Annotated in this window: 20 protein-coding genes; 9 read left to right on the forward strand and 11 right to left on the reverse strand. The window is 72.1% G+C overall.

Annotated features, from left to right (window positions below):
* Positions 1-18: 18 nt before the first annotated feature.
* The 4 genes from OG897_RS12680 to OG897_RS12695 form a co-directional block, all read right to left on the reverse strand.
* A complete protein-coding gene (locus OG897_RS12680) occupies positions 19-981 on the reverse strand; it encodes a pseudouridine synthase (RefSeq protein WP_266655794.1) in 963 nt (320 codons plus the stop codon).
* Positions 982-988: 7 nt separating this feature from the next.
* Positions 989-1387, reverse strand: coding sequence for an ADP-ribosylglycohydrolase family protein (locus OG897_RS12685; protein ID WP_266655796.1), 399 nt, complete (start codon positions 1385-1387; stop codon positions 989-991).
* A gap of 169 nt (positions 1388-1556) precedes the next feature.
* Complete coding sequence (locus tag OG897_RS12690) at positions 1557-2216, reverse strand: fasciclin domain-containing protein (protein ID WP_266655798.1); 660 nt, start codon at positions 2214-2216, stop codon at positions 1557-1559.
* Between the two features lie 71 nt (positions 2217-2287).
* On the reverse strand, positions 2288-4228 hold the full coding sequence (locus OG897_RS12695) for a molybdopterin-dependent oxidoreductase (protein WP_266655800.1): 1941 nt from the start codon (positions 4226-4228) through the stop codon (positions 2288-2290).
* A gap of 131 nt (positions 4229-4359) precedes the next feature.
* Between OG897_RS12695 and OG897_RS12700 the strand changes: the two genes are divergently transcribed.
* Genes OG897_RS12700 through OG897_RS12720 form a run of 5 tightly spaced genes read left to right on the forward strand, consistent with a single transcriptional unit; the run spans position 4360 to position 9824 of the window.
* The gene (locus OG897_RS12700; RefSeq protein ID WP_266655802.1) at positions 4360-5667 is read left to right on the forward strand and encodes an NAD(P)/FAD-dependent oxidoreductase; all 1308 of its coding nucleotides are present in this window, start codon (positions 4360-4362) and stop codon (positions 5665-5667) included.
* Positions 5667-6437: a DUF1365 domain-containing protein gene (locus OG897_RS12705; protein WP_266655804.1), complete on the forward strand. Its 771-nt coding sequence runs from the start codon at positions 5667-5669 to the stop codon at positions 6435-6437. Before OG897_RS12700 ends, OG897_RS12705 begins: the two co-directional genes overlap by 1 nt.
* A complete protein-coding gene (locus OG897_RS12710; protein WP_266655806.1) occupies positions 6434-7738 on the forward strand; it encodes a cyclopropane-fatty-acyl-phospholipid synthase family protein in 1305 nt (434 codons plus the stop codon). Before OG897_RS12705 ends, OG897_RS12710 begins: the two co-directional genes overlap by 4 nt.
* Positions 7735-9018 (forward strand): cyclopropane-fatty-acyl-phospholipid synthase family protein, encoded by a 1284-nt coding sequence (locus OG897_RS12715; protein WP_266655808.1) that lies wholly within the window; start codon positions 7735-7737, stop codon positions 9016-9018. Before OG897_RS12710 ends, OG897_RS12715 begins: the two co-directional genes overlap by 4 nt.
* Positions 9015-9824, forward strand: coding sequence for a DUF1295 domain-containing protein (locus tag OG897_RS12720; RefSeq protein ID WP_266655810.1), 810 nt, complete (start codon positions 9015-9017; stop codon positions 9822-9824). The genes OG897_RS12715 and OG897_RS12720 overlap by 4 nt, the downstream gene beginning before the upstream one ends.
* Before the next feature lie 173 nt (positions 9825-9997).
* On the opposite strand, the gene OG897_RS12725 is transcribed toward OG897_RS12720, so the two are convergent.
* From OG897_RS12725 to OG897_RS12745, 5 genes are read right to left on the reverse strand one after another with little or no spacing between them, the layout of a single operon-like run.
* Positions 9998-11422, reverse strand: a complete 1425-nt coding sequence (locus OG897_RS12725; protein ID WP_266655812.1) for a deoxyribodipyrimidine photo-lyase — start codon at positions 11420-11422, stop codon at positions 9998-10000.
* Entirely contained in the window at positions 11419-12165 is a 747-nt protein-coding gene (locus OG897_RS12730; protein WP_266655813.1) for an anti-sigma factor, read from the reverse strand. Before OG897_RS12730 ends, OG897_RS12725 begins: the two co-directional genes overlap by 4 nt.
* On the reverse strand, positions 12162-12749 hold the full coding sequence (locus OG897_RS12735) for a sigma-70 family RNA polymerase sigma factor (protein WP_266655815.1): 588 nt from the start codon (positions 12747-12749) through the stop codon (positions 12162-12164). Before OG897_RS12735 ends, OG897_RS12730 begins: the two co-directional genes overlap by 4 nt.
* 42 nt (positions 12750-12791) lie before the next feature.
* Complete coding sequence (locus tag OG897_RS12740; RefSeq protein ID WP_266655817.1) at positions 12792-13277, reverse strand: ABA4-like family protein; 486 nt, start codon at positions 13275-13277, stop codon at positions 12792-12794.
* Positions 13274-14245 carry a hypothetical protein gene (locus OG897_RS12745; protein ID WP_266655819.1) on the reverse strand — a complete coding sequence of 324 codons (972 nt, stop codon included), beginning with the start codon at positions 14243-14245 and terminating at the stop codon, positions 13274-13276. Before OG897_RS12745 ends, OG897_RS12740 begins: the two co-directional genes overlap by 4 nt.
* Positions 14246-14360: 115 nt before the next feature.
* Here OG897_RS12745 and OG897_RS12750 point away from each other — a divergent pair, with 115 nt between their 5' ends.
* Positions 14361-15017, forward strand: a complete 657-nt coding sequence (locus OG897_RS12750; RefSeq protein WP_266655821.1) for a MerR family transcriptional regulator — start codon at positions 14361-14363, stop codon at positions 15015-15017.
* An 86-nt stretch (positions 15018-15103) separates the two neighbouring features.
* Here the strand turns inward: OG897_RS12750 and OG897_RS12755 are convergent, their stop codons facing one another.
* Positions 15104-15952, reverse strand: coding sequence for a siderophore-interacting protein (locus OG897_RS12755; RefSeq protein WP_266655823.1), 849 nt, complete (start codon positions 15950-15952; stop codon positions 15104-15106).
* Between the two features lie 55 nt (positions 15953-16007).
* Positions 16008-16913, reverse strand: coding sequence for a 5'-3' exonuclease (locus OG897_RS12760; RefSeq protein WP_266656803.1), 906 nt, complete (start codon positions 16911-16913; stop codon positions 16008-16010).
* A 453-nt stretch (positions 16914-17366) separates the two neighbouring features.
* Between OG897_RS12760 and OG897_RS12765 the strand changes: the two genes are divergently transcribed.
* From OG897_RS12765 to OG897_RS12775, 3 genes are all read left to right on the forward strand, one after another.
* Positions 17367-18524: a glycine betaine/L-proline ABC transporter ATP-binding protein gene (locus tag OG897_RS12765; RefSeq protein WP_266655825.1), complete on the forward strand. Its 1158-nt coding sequence runs from the start codon at positions 17367-17369 to the stop codon at positions 18522-18524.
* The gene (locus OG897_RS12770; protein WP_266655826.1) at positions 18517-21144 is read left to right on the forward strand and encodes an ABC transporter permease/substrate binding protein; all 2628 of its coding nucleotides are present in this window, start codon (positions 18517-18519) and stop codon (positions 21142-21144) included. Before OG897_RS12765 ends, OG897_RS12770 begins: the two co-directional genes overlap by 8 nt.
* A 252-nt stretch (positions 21145-21396) precedes the next feature.
* Positions 21397-21987 carry a helix-turn-helix domain-containing protein gene (locus OG897_RS12775; protein WP_266656804.1) on the forward strand — a complete coding sequence of 197 codons (591 nt, stop codon included), beginning with the start codon at positions 21397-21399 and terminating at the stop codon, positions 21985-21987.
* The last annotated feature ends 1 nt before the right edge of the window (position 21988 follow it).

Consider the following 21988-nt stretch of genomic DNA (forward strand, 5'->3'; position numbering starts at 1 on the left):
TCCGGCCGGGGCCCTCTGCTATGTGCCGGTGGCCCAGCCCTCGGGGTCGGTCCATGCCTGGAGGGTGCGGCGGCTTTCGAAGCGGTGGTGGGTGCCCGTGATCGGGTCGGTGAACTCCAGGGTGCGGGCGAGGAGTTGGAGGGGCCTGGTGAAGTCGTGGGGGGCGGGGTCGGTGAGGGTGGGGAAGTAGGGGTCGCCGAGGATCGGGAGGCCCAGGGCGTTCATGTGGACGCGGAGCTGGTGGGTGCGGCCGGTGTGGGGGGTGAGGCGGTAACGGGCCATGTCGCCCCGGTGGTCGAGGAGTTCGATGCGGCTTTCGCTGTTGGGTTCGCCGGGGACTTCGCGGGCGGCGACGATGCCGGGTGTCTTCTCGATGCGGCTGCGGACGGTGCGGGGGAGGGGGAGAGCGGGTCTGTGCGCGGCCAGCGCCTCGTACCGCTTGGTGACGTGGCGGTCGCGGAAGAGGTTCTGGTACGCGCCCCGGGCGGTCGGGTCGATGACGAGGAGGAGCACCCCGGCGGTGAGGCGGTCTAGACGGTGGGCCGGGCTGAGCGTGGGGAGGTCCAGGTCGTGGCGGAGGCGGGCGAGGGCGGTCTGGGTGATGTGGGCGCCACGGGGGGTGGTGGCGAGGAAGTGGGGCTTGTCGGCGATCAGGATGCGGGCGTCCCGGTGGAGGACCTCGATCGGGAACGGGACGGGGGGCTCCGGGGCGAGGACGCGGTGGAACCAGAGGTGCAGGCCGGGGGCGTACGGGGCGTCCGCGGCGAGGGAGGTGCCGTCGGCGGTGACGAACGCGCCCTCGTCGAGCATGCGGTCGACGGTGCCGGGGCCCGCGGCGGCGAGACGGGCGATGAGGTGCTCGCGGACGGTGGGCGGGGAGTCGTCGCCGACGGGCGGGAGCGTGAGGTGGAGAGCGTCGATGCCGAGGCGCTGAGGGAGGGGGGAGACGGCTGTGGTGGGGCGGCGGGGTCTGCGGGGCATGGTGGGGTCAAGGGTATGGGGGGTTCGTACGTGCCGATTGATCGTGGCCGGGCGGGCCCGCACACCGACACCGCCCCGCGCCCCCACACGGGGCGTGCTGCCACCGGGCGAGGGCCAGGCGGCGGAGGTCCGGGGGTGTGGGGGACCCGGTCGCCGAAGCCCGGGAGGGGGCGTGGAGGGGGTCCGTCCAGCGGGCGGGGAGGGCGGATGCGCCGTAGGCCGCGCCTGCGAGCGTGCCGGTCAGTGCCGCGACTGTGTCCGTGTCGCCGCCCAGGTCGATCGCCTCGCGCAGCGCGTCCTCGACGGTGGTCGTCGTACGCAGGGCCCAGAGTGCCGAGCCCAGGCAGGGCCGGAGCGCGCCGTTGAACTCCGTGGCCGGGCCCGGGTCCCAGCCGCCGCCCCGCACGTCGCGCCCGTACCCGGTCCGCAGCGCACGCGGAACGCGCCCCCGAGCTGGAACTCGAAGGGCGCGCCCAGTGCGTCGCCGACGGCCGAGCCGACGACCGTGCCGATCGCCCTGCTCGCCCCGGGAGTCGTGCGCTCCTCTTCCCTGGGGCGAGCGTACGGGCGGTGATTCAGCTCTTCGGCATCAGGACGGTGTCGACGATGTAGACCGTGGCGTTGGCGGTGGGGACGTTGCCGCAGACCACGGACGAGGTGTCGTTGACCTTGTAGGACTCGCCCGAGCCCGCGGTGGTCAGGGTGGACTTCTGGAGTGTCGGGTAGGTGCCCGTCTCCAGCTGCTTCGGGGTCAGCTTCTGGCCGACCACGTGGTAGGTGAGGATGCTGGTGAGCTTGGCCTTGTCGGCGAGGACGGCGTCCAGGTCGGCCTTGGGCAGCTTGGCGAAGGCGTCGTTGGTGGGGGCGAACACGGTGATGTTCTCGGCGTTGTTGAGGGTGTCGACCAGGCCCGCCTTCTTCACGGCGGTGACCAGGGTGGACAGGGCCGGGTTGTTCGACGCGGCGGTGGCCACCGGGTCCTTGGCCATCCCGTCGAAGCTGCCCGCGCCCTCCTTGGGGACGCCCGCGCAGCCCGGACCGAACGGGCCGCTCATCGCGGTCGTGTCGGACGGGGTGGAACCCATGCTCGCCTCCTTGGTGGGGGAGGACGAGGAGCCCGCGGCGTCCGTGGACTTCTCGGAGGTCGAGCAGGCGGTGAGGGCGAGGGGCAGGAGGGCGACCGCGGACACGGTGAGGGCTGCGCGGCGGGCGAGGGGGGTGCGGGTGGTGCTCATGGCGTTCTCCTTGGATGGTGCGTGAGTTGATGGATATGAAGGGTGTGGTGTGTGGTCCGGGGGCGGTGGGGTCAGGGCACGGTGACCACCACCGAGTGCAGGCCGGTCGCGCCGTCGGGAACGGTTCCCGTACGGCGTTCCGTCTGGGTGTCGCCCGCACGGTCCGTCGCGCGGACTTCGAGGGAGTGGTTGCCGGGAGTGGCCTGCCAGGGCCAGCTCCACTGCCGCCAGGTGTCGCGGCTCGTCTCGGCGGCGAGTGCGGCGTCCTGCCAGGGGCCGCCGTCGACCCGCACCTCGACCCGGGCGATGCCCCGGTGCTGGGCCCACGCCACCCCGGCGACCACGACCCGGCCCGCCTTCGGTGAGGCGAAGGGGCGCGGGGTGTCGATGCGCGACTGGGTCTTGATCGGGGCCTCGCGGGCCCAGCTCCTGCGCACCCAGTACGCGTCGAAGTCGTCGAAGGTGGTCAGTTCGAGGTCCTGGAGCCACTTGCAGGCCGAGACGTAGCCGTACAGGCCGGGCACCAGCATCCGGACCGGGAAGCCGTGGTCGAAGGGGAGCGGCTCGCCGTTCATGCCGAGGGCGAGGAGGGCGTCGCGTCCGTCCATCACCGTCTCGACGGGTGAGCCGAGCGTCATGCCGTCGACCGAGCGGGCGACGAGCTGGTCGGCGGGACCGCCGGAGGAGGGCGGCCGTACACCGGCTTCGCGCAGGAGGTCGGCCAGGCGCACGCCGATCCAGCGGGCGGTTCCGACGTACGGGCCGCCGACCTGGTTGGAGACGCAGGTCAGGGTGATGTCGCGCTCGATCAGGGGGCGGCGGAGGAGATCCGCGTACGTGTACGTGAGGGGCGTGGAGAGGCCCCTGCCGTGGAGGGTGAGCCGCCACCGGGTCGCGTCGACGCGGGGGACGACGAGGGCGGTGTCGACTCGGTAGAAGTCCCGGTTGGGCGTGGTGAAGGGGCTCAGGCCGGGGAGGCGGAGGTCGGCTCCCGGGGGGAGGGGGCGGGCGAGGTCGGTGGGCTCGGGGAGGGTGATCCGGGAGCGGGCCGTGGCGGCGCCCGCCTGCCGGTCGGAGTTGAGGCGACGGCCGATGAGCCCCGCACCGGCCGATGCGGCGACGGCCGCGGTGGCGGTGAGGACGAAGGCGCGCCGGTCGAAGGGGCGGGGGGTGCCGGGGGCGGCGGGGCCCGCGGGATCGTCGGCCGGGTGCGCGGGATCGGTGGCGGCCGGGTCCGCCGTGCCGCCGGTCGGGTGCTCGGGAGCGTCGGTGGGGAGCGGGGGATCGGTGCGGGAGCCGTTCGGGAACATGTTCCGGGGGAGTTCCGGGGCCGTGCCCGGGGTGGCCTCCGCAGGAGCAGGAGCAGGAGCAGGGGCAGAGGCGGGGGCGGGGGCAGAGGCAGGAGCGGGGGCGGATTCCGCAGGTGCCCGCCCCCGCCCGGGCGAGGCGGCCGGGAGGTGTTCCTCCGACGTGCTTCCGGCCGCCTCGGACCCGACCGGGCCGGAGTCCGGGGAGCCCACGTTCCCCGTGCCGGTGGCCGGTCCGGTCCCGGGCGCCGCATCCGTCCCGGCGCCCAGCTTCGACGTGAGCAGGAGCAGCACCGCCGCGCCCGCCGCCCCGCCCAGCAGCGACGGCAGAGCGTCCAGCGGGCGGCCCTCCGGGCGGGACACCGCCGCCCACGCGCCCAGCGCGCCGAAGGCGAACACGAGGAGGGCCGCCGTGCGGCGGTGGCGGGTGGCGAGGAGGCCGACGGCCACGGCGAAGAGGGCCAGCAGGGCGAGGATGCCCAGCTGGAGGACCAGCTTGTCGGCCGTGCCGAAGGTGCGGACCGCGAAGTCCTTCACCGCTGCGGGCGTACGGTCCACGACCGCACCGCCCACCGCCGGAACCGGTCCGGCCTCGGGGCGTACGGCCACAGCCGCCAGCTCGGCGGCGCACAGCGACGCGAAGGCGGCGATCAGGCCGCTGGTCGCGCTGGCGATGGTGCGTAGCTTTCCGCGTTTTCCGCTCACGCAAGAGGTTCGGCGCGGGAGGGGCCCGTGGATTGGTCGGAATGACTTCTTCCTTCGTTCGGGGCGTCGGCCAATCCGCACGGCCCGCCGCTCCGAATGGTGGCTGTGAACCGTATACAGCGGGAGGACATATGTCAGGCACCGGCATGAGATCGCGGGCCGGGGACCGGGGGGCGGGCACCGCCATCCGTACGGCTGTCGTCGGCGGCGGAGTGGCCGGGCTCACCGCCGCGCACGTGCTCTCCCGCGCCCACCACGTGACCCTGTACGACGCCGAACCCCGCCTCGGCGGGCACGCCCACACCCACGACGTGCCGTCCGCCGACGGGCGTGTGCACCGCGTCGACTCGGGCTTCATCGTCCACAACAGGCGTACGTACCCGCATCTGCTGCGGCTCTTCGGGGAACTCGGCGTGGAGACCCAGGAGTCCGAGATGAGCATGTCCGTACGGTGCGAGGGGTGCGGCCTGGAGTACGCGGGGGCGCGCGGACCGGGAGGGCTGTTCGCGCAGCCGCGCAACGCCGTGCGGCCCGCCTATCTGCGGATGCTCGCCGAGGTGCCGCTCTTCCACCGCAGGGCACGGCAGTTGATGGAACACGGCGCCCACGACGGTTTGACGCTGGGGGAGTTCGTGCGGAGGGGGAAGTTTTCCGCGTACTTCGTCGCGCACTTCCTCACGCCGCTCGTCTCCGCCGTCTGGTCGTGCGACCCGGCGACTTCGCTGCGCTACCCCGCCCGGTACCTCTTCCGCTTCCTCGCCCACCACGGGATGCTCTCCGTCGGCGGCTCGCCCGCCTGGCGGACCGTCGTCGGCGGGTCGAGGGAGTACGTCGAGCGGGCCGCCAAGCAGCTCGACGCCGTGCACACCGCCACCCCCGTGCGGGCGCTGAGGCGGCACGCCGACGGGGTGGAGGTGACCACCGAGGACGGCACCACGCTCCCGTACGACCGGGTGGTCGTGGCCGTCCACCCGGACCAGGCGCTGCGGCTGCTCGCCGACGCGACCGAGGCCGAACGGCGTGTGCTCGGCGCGTTCCGGTACTCGCGCAACCCGACCCTGCTGCACACCGACACCAGCGTCCTGCCGCGCAGCCCTCGCGCCCGGGCGTCCTGGAACTACCTGATGCCGTCCTGCACTTCGGGCGCCGACCGGGTCCACGTCAGCTACGACATGAACCGCCTCCAGCGCCTCGACGCCCCCGAGCGGTACGTCGTCACGCTGGGCGGAGAGGAAACCGTCGACCAGGGCCGGGTGGTGGCGCGGATGACGTACGAACACCCCGTCTACACACCCGAGTCGGTGGCGGCCCAGGCCGAGCTGCCCGCCCTCAACTCCGCCACCACCGCCTACGCGGGGGCCTACCACGGCTGGGGTTTCCACGAGGACGGCTGCCGCTCCGGCGTCATGGCCGCCGCCGCGCTGGGGGTGGACTGGTGATGCGTACCGGAACCGGACAGGACACCGCTCCGGGCCTGCGAGCCCCCGCCCTCTACCGGTGCACCGTCGCCCACGCCCGCACCGCACCCCTGCGCCACACCGTCCGCCACCGCACCTACCTGTGGTACGTCGACCCGGACCGGCCTCCCCGACTCCCGCGCCCCCTGCGGCCGTTGGCGCGCTTCGACGCCCGCGACCACTTCGGCGGCACCGCGCCCACCATCCGTGCCGGACTGGAGAGGTTCCTCGCCGCACGCGGCATCGACCTCCACGGCGGGCCCGTCACGATGCTGGCGCACGCCCGCGTCCTCGGACACGTCTTCAATCCGCTCACCCTGTACTGGTGCCACGACCGTGCGGGCACCCTGCGCTGCGTCGTCGCCGAGGTCCACAACACGTACGGCGAGCGCCACTGCTATCTGCTGCCGAGCGACCTCGGAGAAGGTCAACTGGCGCACGTGGAAAAGGAGTTGTACGTCTCGCCGTTCTTCCCCGTCGACGGCCGCTACCGGATGCGGCTGCCCGAACCCGGGGAGCGGCTGGGCCTGACCGTCCAACTCGAACGGGACGGCGGCCGCCCCTTCACCGCGACCGTGCGCGGCGAGCGCACGGCCGCCACCACGGGCGCGCTGCTGCGCACGGCGGTCCGTCACCCCCTGTCCACCCTCGCGGTCTCCGCCGCGATCCGGGCGCACGGCGCATGGCTGTTCCTGCGCGGACTGCCGGTGCTGCCCCGGCCCCGTCACCAACCCCAGGAGGGTGTCGAATGAGCGTGTCCATCTCCCCGTCGGCCCGTCCCGCCGGTGGCTCCCCGCTTTCCGCGGTGACCCACCCCGTGGACGCGGCCCGCTGGCCCGACGTCGCCCGGCTGCCGAAGGCGTCCCCGGTGCGTACCGCCGTCGCCCGGGGCATCGTCCGGCACGCGCTGGCCGGGCTGCCGCTGACCGTGACGTTCCGGGACGGCCGACGGCTCGGCACCGGCGGGCCCGTCCTGCGGGTGCACGACCCGGCGGCCCTGTACCGACGGGTCGGGGCCGGTGGGCTGATCGGGTTCGGCGAGTCGTACATGGCGGGAGAGTGGACGGCCGAGGACCTCGTCGGGGTGCTCACCGTGCTGGCCGGCAACGCGGCGACCCTGGTGCCGCCCGCGCTCCAACGCCTGCGCGGGGTGTGGGAGGTGAAGCAGCCGCACGCCCGGCGCAACACCGTCGAGGGCTCCCGCGACAACATCAGCCACCACTACGACCTCTCCAACGACCTCTTCTCCCTCTTCCTCGACGACACCCTCACCTACTCCTCCGCCGTCTTCCGGGGCTTCCCCGCCACCTACGACCTGCTGCCCGCCGCCCAGCACCGCAAGATCGACCGGCTGCTCGACCTCGCCGAGGTGAGGGAGGGCAGCGAGGTCCTGGAAATCGGCACCGGCTGGGGCGAGTTGGCGATACGGGCCGCCGCGCGCGGTGCCCGCGTCACCACCGTCACGCTCTCCGTCGAGCAGCGCGAACTGGCGATGCGGCGGATCGCGGACGCCGGGTTCCAGGACCGGGTGACGGTCCTGCTGCGCGACTACCGCAAGGTCGAAGGCACGTACGACGCCGTCGTCAGCGTCGAGATGATCGAAGCCGTCGGGGAGGAGTTCTGGCCGGAGTACTTCGCCACCCTGGAACGGCGGCTCGTACCCGGCGGCAGGATCGCGCTCCAGGCGATCACCATGCCGCACGACCGGCTGTGGGCCAGCAGGAACACGTACACCTGGATCCAGAAGTACGTCTTCCCCGGGGGGCTCATCCCCTCGGTGACGGCCGTGGAGAACACCTGCGCCGCGCACACCGGACTCGCCGTCACCCGCGACGACGGCTTCGGCGTGCACTACGCGGAGACGCTGCGGCTGTGGCGGGCCCGGTTCGAGGCGCGCGCGGAGGAGGTGGAGGCGCTCGGGTTCGACGCGACGTTCCGGCGGATGTGGTCGTTCTACCTGGCCTACTCGGAGGCCGGATTCCGCTCCGGGTACCTCGACGTACGGCAGTTTCAGCTCACGGGACGCACGGAAACGGGGAGGGGCACGCCATGACGGGTCAGGGGATCGCGGGACGGCTCGCGGAGGAGGCCGGGCGGCTGCTGGGCGGGCCACTGCCGCTGCGGCTGCGCGCCTGGGACGGCAGCGAGGCCGGTCCGAAGGGCGAGGGGCCCGTCGTGGTGCTCAGGTCACGGCGGGCGCTGCGGCACCTGCTGTGGCAGCCCGGTGAACTCGGGCTCGCCCGTGCGTACGTCACCGGGGCGCTCGACGTGGAGGGCGACCTCGCGGACGGGCTCGGCCAGGTCTGGGACGCCTTCCGGGCGCAGCGCCTGGCCCCGCCCCGGCTCACCGCCCGCGACCGGGCGCGCTTGGCCCGCACCGCACTGCGCGTGGGGGCGGTGGGGCCGCGCCCGCCCGTGCCCGCCTCCGAGGCCAGGCTCGGCGGCGCGTTGCACAGCAGGAGCCGCGACCGGGATGCGATCAGCCACCACTACGACCTGTCGAACGCCTTCTACTCCCTGCTCCTCGACGAGACCATGGCGTACTCGTGCGGCTACTGGACCCGTCCGAAGGAGGACGGGTACGGGGCGGTCGAAGCCCAGCGGGACAAGCTGGAACTGATCTGCCGGAAGCTCCGGCTGGAGCCGGGGGCACGGCTGTTGGACGTGGGGTGCGGATGGGGTTCGCTGACGCTGCACGCCGCCGAGCGGTACGGCGTGCACGTCACGGCCGTCACCCTCGCCGCCGAACAGGCCGCGTACGTGAGGGAACAGGTCGCGGCGCGCGGGCTCGGCGACCGCGTCGACGTGCGGTGCTGCCACTACCGGGACATCGAGGGCGGGCGGGGATCGTACGACGCGGTGGCCACCGTCGAGATGGGCGAACACGTCGGCGACGCCGAATACCCGGGATTCGCGGGCCAGTTGGCGGTCATGCTGCGGCCGAGGGGAAGGCTGCTCGTACAGCAGATGTCGCGGGGGCGGGTGGCGCCCGGCGGCGGCGCGTTCATCGAGTCGTACATCGCGCCCGACATGCACATGCGGCCGCTCGGCGAGACCGTCGGGCTGCTGGAGGGCGCGGGGCTTGAGGTGCGGCACGTGCAGTCGATGCGGGAGCACTACGTCCGCACCGTCGGGGCGTGGCACCGGACCCTGGAGGACCGCTGGGCGGACTTCACCGCGCTGGTCGGGGAGGAGGTCGCCCGGGTGTGGCGGCTGTACCTGGTCGGCGGCGCTCTGGCGTTCGCGGAGGGGCGGATGGGCGTCGACCAGATCCTGGCGGTGCGGCCGGACGCGCGGGGAAGCAGCGGAGTCGATGAGGAGGAGTCCTGGTGAGCGGGTTTCCGTGGGGGGAGTGGGCGGTGGGGCTCGGGTGGGCGGCGGGTGCGGCGCTCGCCGTGATGCTGGTGACCTTCGCGGTGGCGGTACGGGTGGGGATGCACCGGGTGGTGGATGTGGCGTGGGGCGTCGGGTTCGCGGCGGTCGCGGGCGTGTCGTACGCGGTGTCCGGGGCTTCGGGCGGTGACGACGGGCGGCGGCTGCTTCTGCTGGTGCTGACCTGCGTGTGGGGGCTGCGGCTCGCCTTCCACATCGCGTGGCGCGGGCGTGGGCACGGGGAGGACCCTCGGTACGAGGCGATGCTGGCCAAGGCCCCCGGGGGACGGCGGAATCTGTACGCGTTGCGGATGGTGTATCTGCTCCAGGGGGCACTGGTGTGGCTGGTGTCGCTGCCGGTGCAGGCGGGGATGTACGTGTCCGGGGGCGTGGGCTGGATCGGCTGGGCCGGATGCGCCGTATGGGCTGTCGGGCTGTACTTCGAGGCCGTGGGAGACCGGCAGATGGCCCGCTTCAAGGCGGACCCGGCGAACAAGGGGAAGATCATGGACCGGGGGCTCTGGTCCCTGACCCGGCACCCGAACTACTTCGGTGACTTCTGCGTCTGGTGGGGGATCTTCCTGGTGGCGGCCGGGAGCTGGCCGGTGGCGGCGGTGACGGTGGCCGGGCCGGTGGTGATGAGCTACCTGCTGATCTGGGGGAGCGGGAAGCGGTTGCTGGAGCGGAGCATGGCGGGGCGGGAGGGGTTCGCCGAATACGCGGCGCGGACGAACGGGTTCTTCCCGGGGCCGCCCGGGGGCCGTTGAGTCCGGCTCCCGGGCCGCCCCGGATGGGGTGGGGTGCTCGCCGTTGGCACGTGCGGCGAGTGGGCCGCCTTCGGCGGAGGAGTCCCCGGCCCCGCCCCTTCACCTAAACCCTGCGGGGCGAGGGGTTTTGATGTGCGGGTTCGTCGTGGCTGGGTGCGCAGTTCCCCGCGCCCCTAAGACCGTGCTCGTTCGAAGCGTGCTCGGCCCTCCGCCAGGTCGACGATCGGGTCGGGGTAGTCGAAGCGGGCGCGGTCCAGGCCCTCCAGGCGCCAGGGCTGGTGGACGGCCGAGCCGGGGAGGTCGGCGAGTTCCGGGAGCCAGCGGCGTACGTAGTCGCCGTGCGGGTCGAAGCGCTTGGCCTGGGCGAGAGGGTTGAGGATGCGGTTGGGGCGGGTGTCGGTGCCCGTGCCCGCCGCCCACTGCCAGTTGAGCTGGTTGTTCGCCACGTCCCCGTCGACGAGGAGCGAGAGGAAGTGGCGCGCGCCGATCCGCCAGTCCACGTACAGGGTCTTGGTCAGGAAGCTGGCGACCAGGAGGCGGCCCCGGTTGTGCATCCAGCCCTCGTGCGCGAGCTGCCGCATCGCGGCGTCGACCACCGGGTAGCCGGTCAGGCCCTCCTTCCATGCCTTCACTTCGCTGGGGTCGGTGCGCCAACGGTCGTTCCGCTCGCGGTAGTTGGACCAGGAGGCGGCCGGGCGGGCGGCGAGGACCTGGTGGTGGAAGTCCCGCCAGGCCAGCTGCCGTACGAAAGCGTCCGCGCCCGCTTCTCCCTTCTGCCGGGCCCGGTGCACTGCCTCCACCGGAGACAGTGCGCCGAAGTGGAGGAAGGGGGAGAGCTTGGAGGTGGCGTCGCCGGGGAGGTCGTCGTGGCGGTCCTCATAGGCGGAGACGCCGTTCGCCAGCCAGGAGGAGAGCTGTTTGCGGGCCGCGGTTTCACCGCCCCGGAGCAGGCCGGGAGAGGTGCCGTGGACCTCGTCGCGCGCCGGGAGCGGGTCGCCCGCCACCCACTCCGGGACCCGCACCACCCGTGGGGCCCCCAGCACCGCACGCAGCGGTGCCGCCTCCCACCTGCGGTGGTACGGGGTGAACACGGCGAAGTGGTCGCTGCCGGAGCCGGACGGGGTCTCCGCGCCGGGCGGGACGACCGTGATGACGGACTCGTGCACGGTCAGTTCGCAGCCCCGGGATGCGAGCGCGGTGCGCAGGCGTTCCTCGCGGCGCAGGGCGTAGCCGCTCGCGCCGCCCGCCACGTGGACCTGGGCCGCGCCCGTCTCGGTGACCAGGCGGGCGACCTCGTCGACGACTTCTCCGGTACGGACGATCAGGCGTCCGCCCCGTTCGCGCAGGGCCGCGTCCAGGTCGGCCAGACAGTCGGCGAGGAACGCGCGCCGGTTCGGCGCGGTGAAGCCCGCGCGCCGTACCCCGTCGTCGCGCACGAACAGCGGGACCACCTCGTCCGCCCCGCGCAGCGCCGCCCGCAGTACGGGCTGGTCGTGGACGCGCAGGTCGGAGGTGAAGAGGGCGACGGCGATGCGGGGGGTGCCGGGGGACGTCGTACGAGGGGTGCGGGCAGGAGTGCGGTCAGGGGTGCGGGTCATGCGGGGAACTCCATCAGGGCGAGCGGGTCGGAGGTGGGTGCGGGCGAGCCGCCGGACGGTTCCACGGTGATGCCCATGCCGGAGGCTTTGCCCACGGGGCCGTTCATGAGGACCGTGCTGGACGTCGCCGCCGGGTCCATCAGGCCCGCCGAGCGCATCGTGCCCGCGTCGTTGAACCAGAGCTGGTAGACCTTGCCCGGCGGGGGAGCGGGCATGCCCGAGGCCACGAAAGCGGCCCGGTCGCGGCTGCGCGAGACGACGACCGTCGCCGTCGCCCCGTCCGCGACCTTGCCCGTGGCCGCCTTCGCGTCCGGTGCGGCCAGGACCGTCGCCAGTGCCTCGGCCTGCTGCTGCGCGGCCTGCGCCTGCTGCTGGGCGTCCTGTGCGACCTGGTGCTGCCAGGCGGCGATCCCGCCGAACGCGGCGGCCGCCGCCAGGCACGCGGCGAGGGTGAAGCGGGTCGCGGCCCGCCCGTAGCGGCCCCGCACGCGTCCCTGGCGTACCGTCAGAGGTGCTTCCTGGCGTTCGGTGGTGATGCGCCGCAGCACCTCGGCCTTCATGCGGTCCGGCGGCGTCTCGGTCATGGCGCGGCCCAACCTGGCCGCCGTGGAGGTGAGTTCGGCGACCTCCTGGGCGCAGGAGGGGCAGTCGGCGAGGTGGCGTTCGAAGGCGAGGCGTTCGTCGTCGGGGAGTGCGTGGAGCGCGTACGCGCCCGTCAGCGTGTGCAGTTCGGCGGTGCTCATGCGCCCACCCCCAGGCAGTCGCGCAGCCGGATCAGTCCGTCGCGCATGCGGGTCTTCACCGTTCCCAGGGGTACGGAGAGGAGTTCGGCCACCTCACGGTAGGCGAGGCCCCGGTAGTAGGCGAGGGTCACCGACTCGCGTTGCAGTTCGGTGAGGGTGCGCAGACAGCGGCGGACCTGCTCGCGCTCCAGGCGGGCCTCGACCTGCTCGGTCACCTCGTCGTAGGCGGGCGTGCGCTCCAGGAGGGCGGCCCGCCGCTCGCGGTCGGCGGCGGCCTGCGCGGAGCGCACCCGGTCGACGGCGCGGCGGTGCGCCAGGGTGAGCACCCAGGTCATGCCGCTGCCCCGGGAGGGCTGGAAGCGGGCGGCGGTGCGCCACACCTCGACCAGCACCTCCTGGGCGACCTCCTCGGACTGGGCCGGATCGCGCAGAACGCTGCGGACCAGGCCCAGGATCGGGCCGCTGACCAGGTCGTACACCCGGCCGAATGCCTCCTGGTCGCCCCGGGCCACCCGGACGATGAGGTCCTGGAGGCCATCGGGTCCGGGAGCGGGTGCCCCTGGGACGTGGACGGCTTCTTTCACGCGGGTTTCCTTCGCTGGCGGTGGGGCGGGCGATCGACTCCCCTACGGTCCCACCGGATATTCGGAGACGTCGGACCCCGGGATTGGTGTCGCTTTCGCGGTGCGTGCCGTGCGTGCGGTGTGCACCGCGCGGACGGCGAGGAAGACGAGCATCCCGATCGGCGACAGCAGGATCGTGAACAGCAGCAACGGGCCCATCAGCAGGGGGTGCAGGCTCATCCGCCGTGCTTCGAGGAACATCCACTGGCCGATCAGGAGGTCCCAGGCGATCACCTGTGCCCAGATCGCCCCGGCGCCGTTCGCCAGGGCCGTCAGCCCGCGGAATCCGTCCAGGCTGGGGCTGCTGACCGTCGCCCACAGCTCGGGGAGGACCGGGATCGCCAGTGCCAGGTACACGACCAGGATCGGCAGCACCGTCAGGGGTGAGCGCGCGATCCGTACGGTCCGGTGCCAGCGCGGCGCGAGGATCATCAGGAGCCAGAAGGGGGCGGCCAGGAAGAAGCTCAGGTCGAAGAGGAAGGCGGTCATGCCGCGAGCTCCTTGTCGTGATCGTGGCGGCCGGGGCGCGGGTGGTGCGCGGGGCGGGTGCGCAACGAGAGCAGGACTCCGGCGAGCGTGGCCGCAGCGAGCGCGCCCGCCGCGATCAGGGTGGTCGCGTCCGGCGCGACCAGGGCCTGCCCGCGCAGTGCCTGCCAGGTCACCAGGGCGAGCAGTGCCGCGTACGAGGCGCTGGCGACGACGGTGAGCCGCAGCCGGACCACGGGGTCGGCGAGGCGGGCGATGCGCGGGGCCAGGGCGATCAGCAACAGGGTGAACAGGGGCAGGAGCTGGAGGGAGTGCATGCCGACGAAGTGCGGTATGCGCAGGTCGCCGCCGGTGGTCGCCCAGCCGGTCACGGCCATGGACGGGCCGCCGTCGGCGACGCCCACCCCGTGCGCCCCGGCCGTGTCGGTGATCCCGGCCGCGCGCTGGGCGGCGGTGGGCTGCGTCATCAGGAAGCCGAGCCCGGTCCCGGCGAGGGCGAGCACCGCACCGGCCTTCACGGCCAGGGAGGTCGCCCGGTCGAGGATCCTGGCCCGCAGCAGGAGCACGGCGATGACGAGGCTGCCCAGCCACAGCACGACCACGGTCAGGCCCATCGCGGCGAACACGGCGGAGTCGAAGCCCGTTTCGAGGTTGAAGTGGCTGCGCTTGCCCCGGGCGGCCTGGCCCACTATCAGGACCATCTCCAGGGTGCTCGCCACAGCGACGACGATCCCGGCCCACCTGCCGACCCGGACCGCCCGCCCCTTCTCGGGTAACAGCGACAGCATCCAGGCGAGCGACAGCCCGTACGCGGCGAACGACACCGAGAACTTGAACGGCTTGAACCACACCGGGGAGTTCACCACCGTGCGGTCGTCGACCACCAGCCCTATGCCGGTCACTACGGTGGAGGCGATCATCAGGGCGGAGAAGACCACCAGAGGACGGTGCCAGGTACGCCAGGCAGGCATGGGAGACCCCCTACGGAGAATGGATAGTGGCACTTGCCGCTATCGGATAGCTAAACTATCCATCCGGGAAAGGGAGTTGGCAAGGCCCTTCCTTGAAGCGAGAGGTGAACAGGCAGTGCGCATAGGCGAGTTGAGCCGCAGGACCGGCGTCCCGGTCCCCACGATCAAGTACTACGTCCGTGAAGGGCTGCTCCCCGCCGGGGAGTTGACCAGCCCGAATCAGGCGACGTACGGGGACGGGCACGAGCGGCGGCTGCGCCTGATCCGCTCACTGCTGGGCGTGGGAGGTCTTTCGCTGTCGCGGATCGGCGAGATCCTCGCGGTGGTGGACGACACGTCGCAGCCGGTGTTCAAGCTGATGGGGGAGGTGGCCGGGGCGGTCGCGGCGCCGAGCCTGGTCGGCAGCGGGGAACCGTCGGAGGCCGCCCGTGCCTCGGTGGCCGGACTGGCCGGGCGCAGGGGCTGGCACGTCCCGCCGGGACACCCCGACGGCGAGGCCCTGGCCCGCACGCTCACGGAGGCGGAGCGGCTCGGCCACGAGGACTTCGCGGTGGCGCTCGACGCGTACGCGGAGGCGGCGGAGAAGGCGGCGGGAGCCGACCTGGCCTATGTGCGGGGGCTGGGGGCGCGGGACGACGTGCTGGAGGGGGTGGTGATCGGGATGGTGCTGGGAGACGCGATGTTCGGCTCGCTGCGGAGGATCGCGCAGGCGGAGGAGACGGGGCGGATCTACGGCCGGGGCGCGGACGGGTCGAGCCTCTCCGCCGAGTGACGGGGTGGGGGGCGGAGGGGGACGCAGCGGGGGCGGGGCCCCGTAGGACCCCGCCCCCCGTCACCGTCGGCGTCCCGCCGTGCGGACTAGGCGGTCGCCGCGGGCTCCTGCTCGCGTTCGACCTGCTCGTTCCACTCGCGCTTGACCGCGCGCCACGCGTCGTCGTCCTGGCCCAGGCGCCAGTAGCCGGAGATGGAGAGGCGCTCGCGCGGGATCTCGCGCTCCACCCGCAGCAGCCGCCGCAGCTCCTTCACGAAGCCCGCCTCGCCGTGCACGAAAGCCTGGACGTCCCCGGCGGGGAAGGCCAGGTTCCGTACGGCTTCGACCAGTTGCTCGCCGACCGGGGCCGCGCCCCGGTGCAGCCACGTCACCGCGACGCCCGCCGGAGCCTCGATCTTCTGCTCCTCGGCCGCGTCCGGGACCTCCACGAAGGCGTGCACGACCGCGCCCTCCGGCATCCGCTCCAGCGCGGCGGCGATCGCGGGCAGGGCGCTCTCGTCACCGACCAGCAGGTGCCAGTCGGCGGTGGGGTCCGGGGCGTACCCGCCGCCGGGTCCCAGGAAGCGGACCGTCTCGCCGACCTGGGCGCGGGCCGCCCACGGTCCTGCCAGGCCCTCGTCGCCGTGCACCACGAAGTCGATGGCCAGCTCGCGCGCCTCGGCGTCCCAGCTGCGGATCGTGTAGGTCCGGTTCGTCGGCCACTGCTCCGCGGGGAACTCCTCCCGGATGCGGGCCATGTCGAAGGGCTCCGGGTAGGTCACGCCGGGCGCCGGGAAGAGCACCTTGACGTAGTGGTCGGTGAACTCGTCGGCGGCGAGGCCCGCGAGGGCCTCGCCGCCCAGGACGACGCGCACCATGTGCGGGGTGATCCGCTCGGTGCGCACCACCTTGGCCTCGTGGGCCCGCGGTGCTTTGCGGGCCGGTCGCTCTGCCACAGTGCTCTCCCCAAAACGCTCAATGACTCTACTTAGGTATACCTAAGCTAACAGCTCAGTCCTGGAGCACCGAGAGCAGCCGCTGCAAAGATCCGCCCAAGCCCCACCGCTCCGCAAGAGCGTGGAGCGCCGCCGGATCGCGCGGCGCGCGCGGCAGCGACGCGTCGAAGTCCGGCACCGGGACGTCGTCCGCGACCCGTACGACCTTCGGTGCGACCGCGACGTACGGCCGGGCCTCGTCCAGCTTCTTGCGCTGCGAGGGGGTCAGCTTGGCGGCGGGGTCGTCGACGGCGGCCATGATCCCGGCCAGGTCCCCGTACGCTTCGAGCAGCTTGGCGGCGGTCTTCTCGCCGATGCCGGGAACGCCCGGCAGGCCGTCGCTGGGGTCGCCGCGCAGCAGCGCCAGGTCAACGTACCCCGGGCCGTCCACGCCGTACCGCTCGCGCAGCCACGCCTCGTCGGTGATCTGGAGCGTGCCGACGCCCTTGATCGGGTAGAGGATGCGGCGCTCGCGGGCGTCGTCGACGAGCTGGAAGAGGTCGCGGTCGCCCGTGACGACGTCGACCGGGCCCGTGGCGCGGGCCGTCAGGGTGCCGATCACGTCGTCCGCCTCGTACCCGTCGGCCCCGATCCGGGCGATGCCCAGCGCGGCGAGGACCTCCGCGATCACCGGGACCTGCGGGGAGAGCGTGTCCGGGGTCTCCTCGGCGTCGGGGGCGCCCTCGATCTCCTCGGCGACGCGGTGCGCCTTGTAGGACGGGATGAGATCGACCCGCCACTGGGGCCGCCAGTCGTTGTCCCAGCAGGCCACCAGGTCGTCGGGGCGGTGGTCCTGGACCAGCCGGGCGATGAAGTCGAGCAGGCCGCGCACCGCGTTGATAGGGGTGCCGTCGGGCGCGCGGACCGAGTCCGGGACCCCGAAGTAGGCCCGGTAGTAGAGGGAGGCGGTGTCCAGGAGCATCAGGCGTCGGGTCGTCACGTTCCCGATGATGCCGTACGCCACTGACACCGGCCCGGGAAGCCGCGACGACCGGGCCGCCAGCAGGCAGGAGGCGGGCCGGGAGCCGGGCCGCGAGCAGGCGGGGCGTGGGCCGAGAGCAGGCCGGGCGTGGGCCGAGAGCAGGGCCCGGCGCGCCCCTCGCGCGACCCAAGCACGTCCCGTGCCCGGTTGAACAGAGGACAAAACAGGGCCAAACGTCACCCTTGGAGTGAACTGGATCACCTTCCGTTTGGCGCGTGTCACCTCGGGCAGCAGCGCCTTCGGAGCGGACCTCGTCCGGAGTTCAACTTCTTGATGCGAAGTGCATCTGGTGGAGTGCGGCTTCCGGGCGGGCGAAGCGGGCCGAATCCGCGCCGCTCCACGACCCGCCCACGGGGGTGGCGGGTCGTCATCGGTTCAACGCGTGAGGTGTATGTGTCCAGGCTTCAGGCCGAAAACCTGTACAAGGTGTTCGGCAGACGACCCAGCGAGGCGGTCCGGAAACTCGAAGGCGGTGCGGACCGCGAGGAGCTGCGCGCCGACGGGACGACCGCCGCGGTGATCGACGCCTCGTTCAGCGTCGAGCCCGGCCAGATCTTCGTCGTGATGGGCCTCTCCGGATCCGGCAAGTCCACGTTGCTGCGCATGCTCAACGGACTGCTGGAGCCGACCTCGGGCCGCGTCCTGTTCGACGGCCAGGACGTCACCGCCCTGTCCCCGAAGGAGCTGCGCGACGTACGGGCCAGGAAGATATCCATGGTCTTCCAGCACTTCGCCCTGTTCCCGCACCGCAGTGTGCTGGAGAACGCCGCCTACGGCCTCGAAGTGCAGGGCGTCGCGCGCGAGGAGCGCGAGAAGCGCGCGCACGAGGCACTGGAGATGGCCGGTCTGAAGGGCTGGGAGAAGTCCTGGCCCGACGAGCTGTCCGGCGGCATGCAGCAGCGCGTGGGCCTGGCCCGGGCACTGGCCACCGACGCCGACGTGCTCCTCATGGACGAGTCCTTCTCGGCGCTCGACCCGCTGATCCGCCGCGACATGCAGGACCAGCTGCTCGAACTCCAGAAGACCCTGAAGAAGACCATCGTCTTCATCACCCACGACCTCAACGAGGCCATGCGCCTGGGCGACAGCATCGCCGTGATGCGGGACGGCCGTATCGTCCAGCTCGGCACTGCCGAGGACATCCTCGTCACGCCCGCCAACGACTACGTCGCCTCCTTCACCCAGGACGTCGACCGCTCCCGCGTGCTGACGGCCGGGGCCATCATGGCCGAGCCGCACACCGCGATCGGGACCAAGGACGACACGGGCAGGGAACTGCGCACCCCGCAGGACGTCATCGCCGCGGCACCCGCCACGGTCGGCGCGGACACCCCGATCATCGAGCTGTTCACGCCGTGCTCGACGAGCGGCGCCGCCGTCGCCGTGACCGACGCGAAGGGCTCCCTGATCGGCGTCGTGCCGCGTGCCCGGCTGCTCGCCGTGCTCGGCGAGCCGATGCAGCCGGCCCAGGGCCTGCCCGTGCGGGACGAGGACGCGCAGCAGCCGGAAGGCCGCACGCCGGACGTGAAGAAGGTGTCCGCCGGTGCCTAGGCTCCCCCTCGGGCAGTGGGTCGACTCCGCGGTCGACTGGCTGACCCAGAACCTCGCGTGGCTCTTCGACTTCGTCTCCACCGTCGTCGGCGGGATGCAGGAGGGCATCTACGCCGTGCTCGGCGCGCCGAACGCGCTGCTGATGGCGGGCATCCTCGCCGTCATCGCGTTCTGGCTGCGCGGGCTGACCGCCGGTGTGCTGTCCTTCGTCGGCTTCGCGGTGATCGACTCCATCGAGCTGTGGGACGACGCCATGTCGACCCTCTCGCTGGTCCTCGTCGCGACCATCATCACGATGGTCATCGCGATCCCGCTGGGCATCTGGGCCGCGCGCTCGGACCGCGTCAGCGCGCTGACCCGGCCGGTCATGGACTTCATGCAGACCATGCCCGCCATGGTCTACCTGATCCCCGGCATCCTCTTCTTCGGCGTCGGCGCCGTCCCCGGCATCATCGCCACGATCATCTTCTCGCTGCCCCCGGGCGTGCGCATGACCGAGCTGGGCATCCGGCAGGTCGACGCCGAACTGGTCGAGGCGGCCGAGGCGTTCGGCACCAGGCCCAAGGACATCCTCAAGCGCATCCAGCTGCCGCTGGCCCTGCCGACGATCATGGCGGGCGTCAACCAGAAGATCATGCTGTGCCTCTCGATGGTCGTCATCGCGGGCATGGTCGGCGCGGGCGGTCTCGGTGGCGCGGTCTACCGCGCGATCGGCAACGTCGACATCGGCCTCGGCTTCGAGGCGGGCATCTCCATCGTCATCCTGGCGATGTACCTGGACCGCATCACCAGCGCCTTCGGCACCGCCGTCTCCCCGCTGGGCCGCCGCTCCCTCGCCAAGGCCCGCGCCATGGCGAGCGGCGGCACCAAGATCTGGGCGTACCGTCCGCAGCCCGTCGTGGCGATGGCCGGGATCGTCGTCCTGGCGCTCGTCGCGGGCAGCATGAGCGTCTTCGGCGGCAAGAGCGCCGACACCGCATCCGACCCCGCGCAGATCGGCAAGGGCAAGAAGATCTCCATGGGATACATCCCGTGGGACGAGGGCATCGCCTCCACCTTCCTCTGGAAGGAGATCCTGGAGCAGCGCGGCTTCACCGTCGACGCCAAGCAGTACGAGGCAGGCGCCCTCTACACCGGTCAGTCGACCGGCCAGATCGACCTGAACACCGACGCCTGGCTGCCCACCACGCACGCGCAGTACTGGGCGAAGTACCAGGACAAGCTGGAGGACATGGGCGCCTGGTACGGCCCGACCTCCCTGGAGCTGTCCGTCCCCGCGTACATGACGGACATCAACACGATGGACGACCTCAAGGGGAAGGCCGACACCTTCGGCGGCAAGATCATCGGCATCGAGCCCAGCGCCGGTGAGATGGGCCTGCTCAAGGACAAGGTCCTCGCCGCGTACGGGATCGACAAGGAGTACAAGCTCGTCGAGGGCTCCACGCCCGGCATGCTGGCCGAGCTGAAGCGCGCGTACGCCAAGAAGGAGCCGATCGTGGTTCCGCTCTGGTCGCCGCACTGGGCGTACAACGAGTACAAGCTCAAGAAGCTCAAGGACCCCAAGGGCGCCTGGGGCGAGGGCGACGGCGTGCACACGCTGGCCCGCAAGGGGTTCTCGAAGGACAACCCCGAGGTCGGCAAGTGGATCAAGGACTTCAAGCTGGACGAGAAGCAGCTCACCAGCCTTGAGGCGCAGATCGTGAAGTCCGGCAAGGGCAAGGAGCAGGAGGCCGTCCGCACCTGGCTGGGCACCCAGCCGGGCCTGGTCGACAAGCTCGCCCCGGTCGCCAAGACCGCGAAGGACGCCGACGGCAAGGACGAGCGGGACCGTGCGGTCGAGATGGGCTGGTTCCCCTGGGAGGAGGACATCGCCGCCACCTACCTGTGGAAGAACGTCCTGGAGGAGCGCGGCTACCAGGTCAACCTCAAGCAGTTCGAGGTCGGCCCGATGTACGCGGGCCTCGCCGCAGGTGACATCGACGTCCAGCTCGACGGCTGGCTGCCGTACACGCAGAAGAACTACTGGGACAAGTACAAGGACAAGCTGACCGACGTCGGCTCCTGGTACGGGCCCACCTCCGTCGAGATCGCCGTGCCGTCCTACGTCAAGGACGTGAAGTCCCTGGAGGACCTCAAGGGCAAGGGCGAGCAGTTCAAGGGCAAGATCATCGGCATCGAGCCCGGCGCGGCCGCCATGAAGAACGTCCAGGACAACGTCCTTCCCGGCTACGGCCTGGACGAGGAGTACAAGCTCGTCGAGGGCTCGACGCCCGCGATGCTGGCCGAGCTGAAGCGCGCGTACGCCAAGAAGGAGCCGGTCGCCGTTCTGCTGTGGACGCCGCACTGGGCGTACAACGCGTACGAGATGAACAAGCTCACCGACTCCAAGAAGCTCTTCGGTGAGGGCGACCGCCTGCACATCATCGGCAACAAGGACTTCGGCGAGAACTACCCGCAGCTGACCCGTTGGTTCAAGGACTTCAAGCTGGACGAGAAGCAGCTCGCCAGCCTGGAGAACGAGATCCAGAAGCGCGGCACGGGTCACGAGCCGGAGGCCGTGAAGGTCTGGATGGAGCAGAACCCGGGCATCGCGGAGAAGATGGCCCCGGCGGCCTGACGCTCCACGTTCCCCGATCGTCCCGATCGCACTGCCGGGCCCCGTCGTTCCTTTCGAACGGCGGGGCCCTTCGGTGTGTCCGGAGTGGCCTTCTCCCGTCGGCGCGGGGCGCCTTTGCGGCCGAGTGGTGGTGCTGCCTGGCCGGTTCCGTAACTCAGGTGTGACATGTGTACGAAACCATGGGGTGAAGCTGCGTAGTCTGCTGTGCGTCGGTGGAAAGAACGAGATGGGGAAGGGAGACGAGCCGTGTCGATGCCCGAGGGCCACAAGAGCGACAAGAAGGACGACAAGGAAGTCCTCCGGGTCGGCACCGCCGTCCGGAGGCGGCGCCGCGCCCTGGAGCTGACCCTCGCGGTGGTGGCCGAGCGCAGCGGCCTCTCGGTGCCCTTCCTCAGCCAGATAGAGAACGAGCGGGCCCGCCCCAGCATGCGTTCCCTCCAGCGGGTCGCGGAGGCCCTGGAGACCACCACCGACCAGCTGCTCGCCGCCGCCGACTCGGCGCTCTCCGTCGGCCTGGTCCGCGCCGAAGACGATCCCGGGCTCGAACTCGGCGTGGGCGTACGGTCGTTGGTGCGCGGACACCACCAGCTGCACGCGCTGGAGTTCACCGGCATGCAGGACGCCGGACGCGAGTACCAGCACCGCAACGACGAGCTGATGTACGTCGCCGACGGCGCGGTCGAGGTCGAGGCCGAGGGGCGCGCCTACCGGCTCTCGCGCGGTGACGCGCTGCACCTGTCGGGCGGGGTGCGGCACCGGTGGCGGGCCACCGAGCCGGACACCAGGATCCTGGTGGTGGCGGTCGCCGAGCACATCGACGCGGCCGACGAATCGCGGCGGTGAC

The organism is Streptomyces sp. NBC_00237, assembly GCF_026342435.1.
Classification (GTDB): domain Bacteria; phylum Actinomycetota; class Actinomycetes; order Streptomycetales; family Streptomycetaceae; genus Streptomyces.

Excerpts from the sequence above, each read along its gene's own strand:
- OG897_RS12775 (WP_266656804.1), top strand. The coding sequence starts at position 21,397 with ATGCCCGAGGGCCACAAGAGCGACAAGAAGGACGACAAGGAAGTCCTC.
- OG897_RS12715 (WP_266655808.1), top strand. The coding sequence starts at position 7,735 with ATGACGGGTCAGGGGATCGCGGGACGGCTCGCGGAGGAGGCCGGGCGG.
- OG897_RS12725 (WP_266655812.1), bottom strand. The coding sequence starts at position 11,422 with ATGACCCGCACCCCTGACCGCACTCCTGCCCGCACCCCTCGTACGACG.
- OG897_RS12740 (WP_266655817.1), bottom strand. The coding sequence starts at position 13,277 with ATGACCGCCTTCCTCTTCGACCTGAGCTTCTTCCTGGCCGCCCCCTTC.
- OG897_RS12705 (WP_266655804.1), top strand. The coding sequence starts at position 5,667 with ATGCGTACCGGAACCGGACAGGACACCGCTCCGGGCCTGCGAGCCCCC.
- OG897_RS12745 (WP_266655819.1), bottom strand. The coding sequence starts at position 14,245 with ATGCCTGCCTGGCGTACCTGGCACCGTCCTCTGGTGGTCTTCTCCGCC.
- OG897_RS12690 (WP_266655798.1), bottom strand. The coding sequence starts at position 2,216 with ATGAGCACCACCCGCACCCCCCTCGCCCGCCGCGCAGCCCTCACCGTG.
- OG897_RS12700 (WP_266655802.1), top strand. The coding sequence starts at position 4,360 with ATGTCAGGCACCGGCATGAGATCGCGGGCCGGGGACCGGGGGGCGGGC.
- OG897_RS12730 (WP_266655813.1), bottom strand. The coding sequence starts at position 12,165 with ATGAGCACCGCCGAACTGCACACGCTGACGGGCGCGTACGCGCTCCAC.
- OG897_RS12680 (WP_266655794.1), bottom strand. The coding sequence starts at position 981 with ATGCCCCGCAGACCCCGCCGCCCCACCACAGCCGTCTCCCCCCTCCCT.
- OG897_RS12760 (WP_266656803.1), bottom strand. The coding sequence starts at position 16,913 with ATGCTCCTGGACACCGCCTCCCTCTACTACCGGGCCTACTTCGGGGTC.
- OG897_RS12710 (WP_266655806.1), top strand. The coding sequence starts at position 6,434 with ATGAGCGTGTCCATCTCCCCGTCGGCCCGTCCCGCCGGTGGCTCCCCG.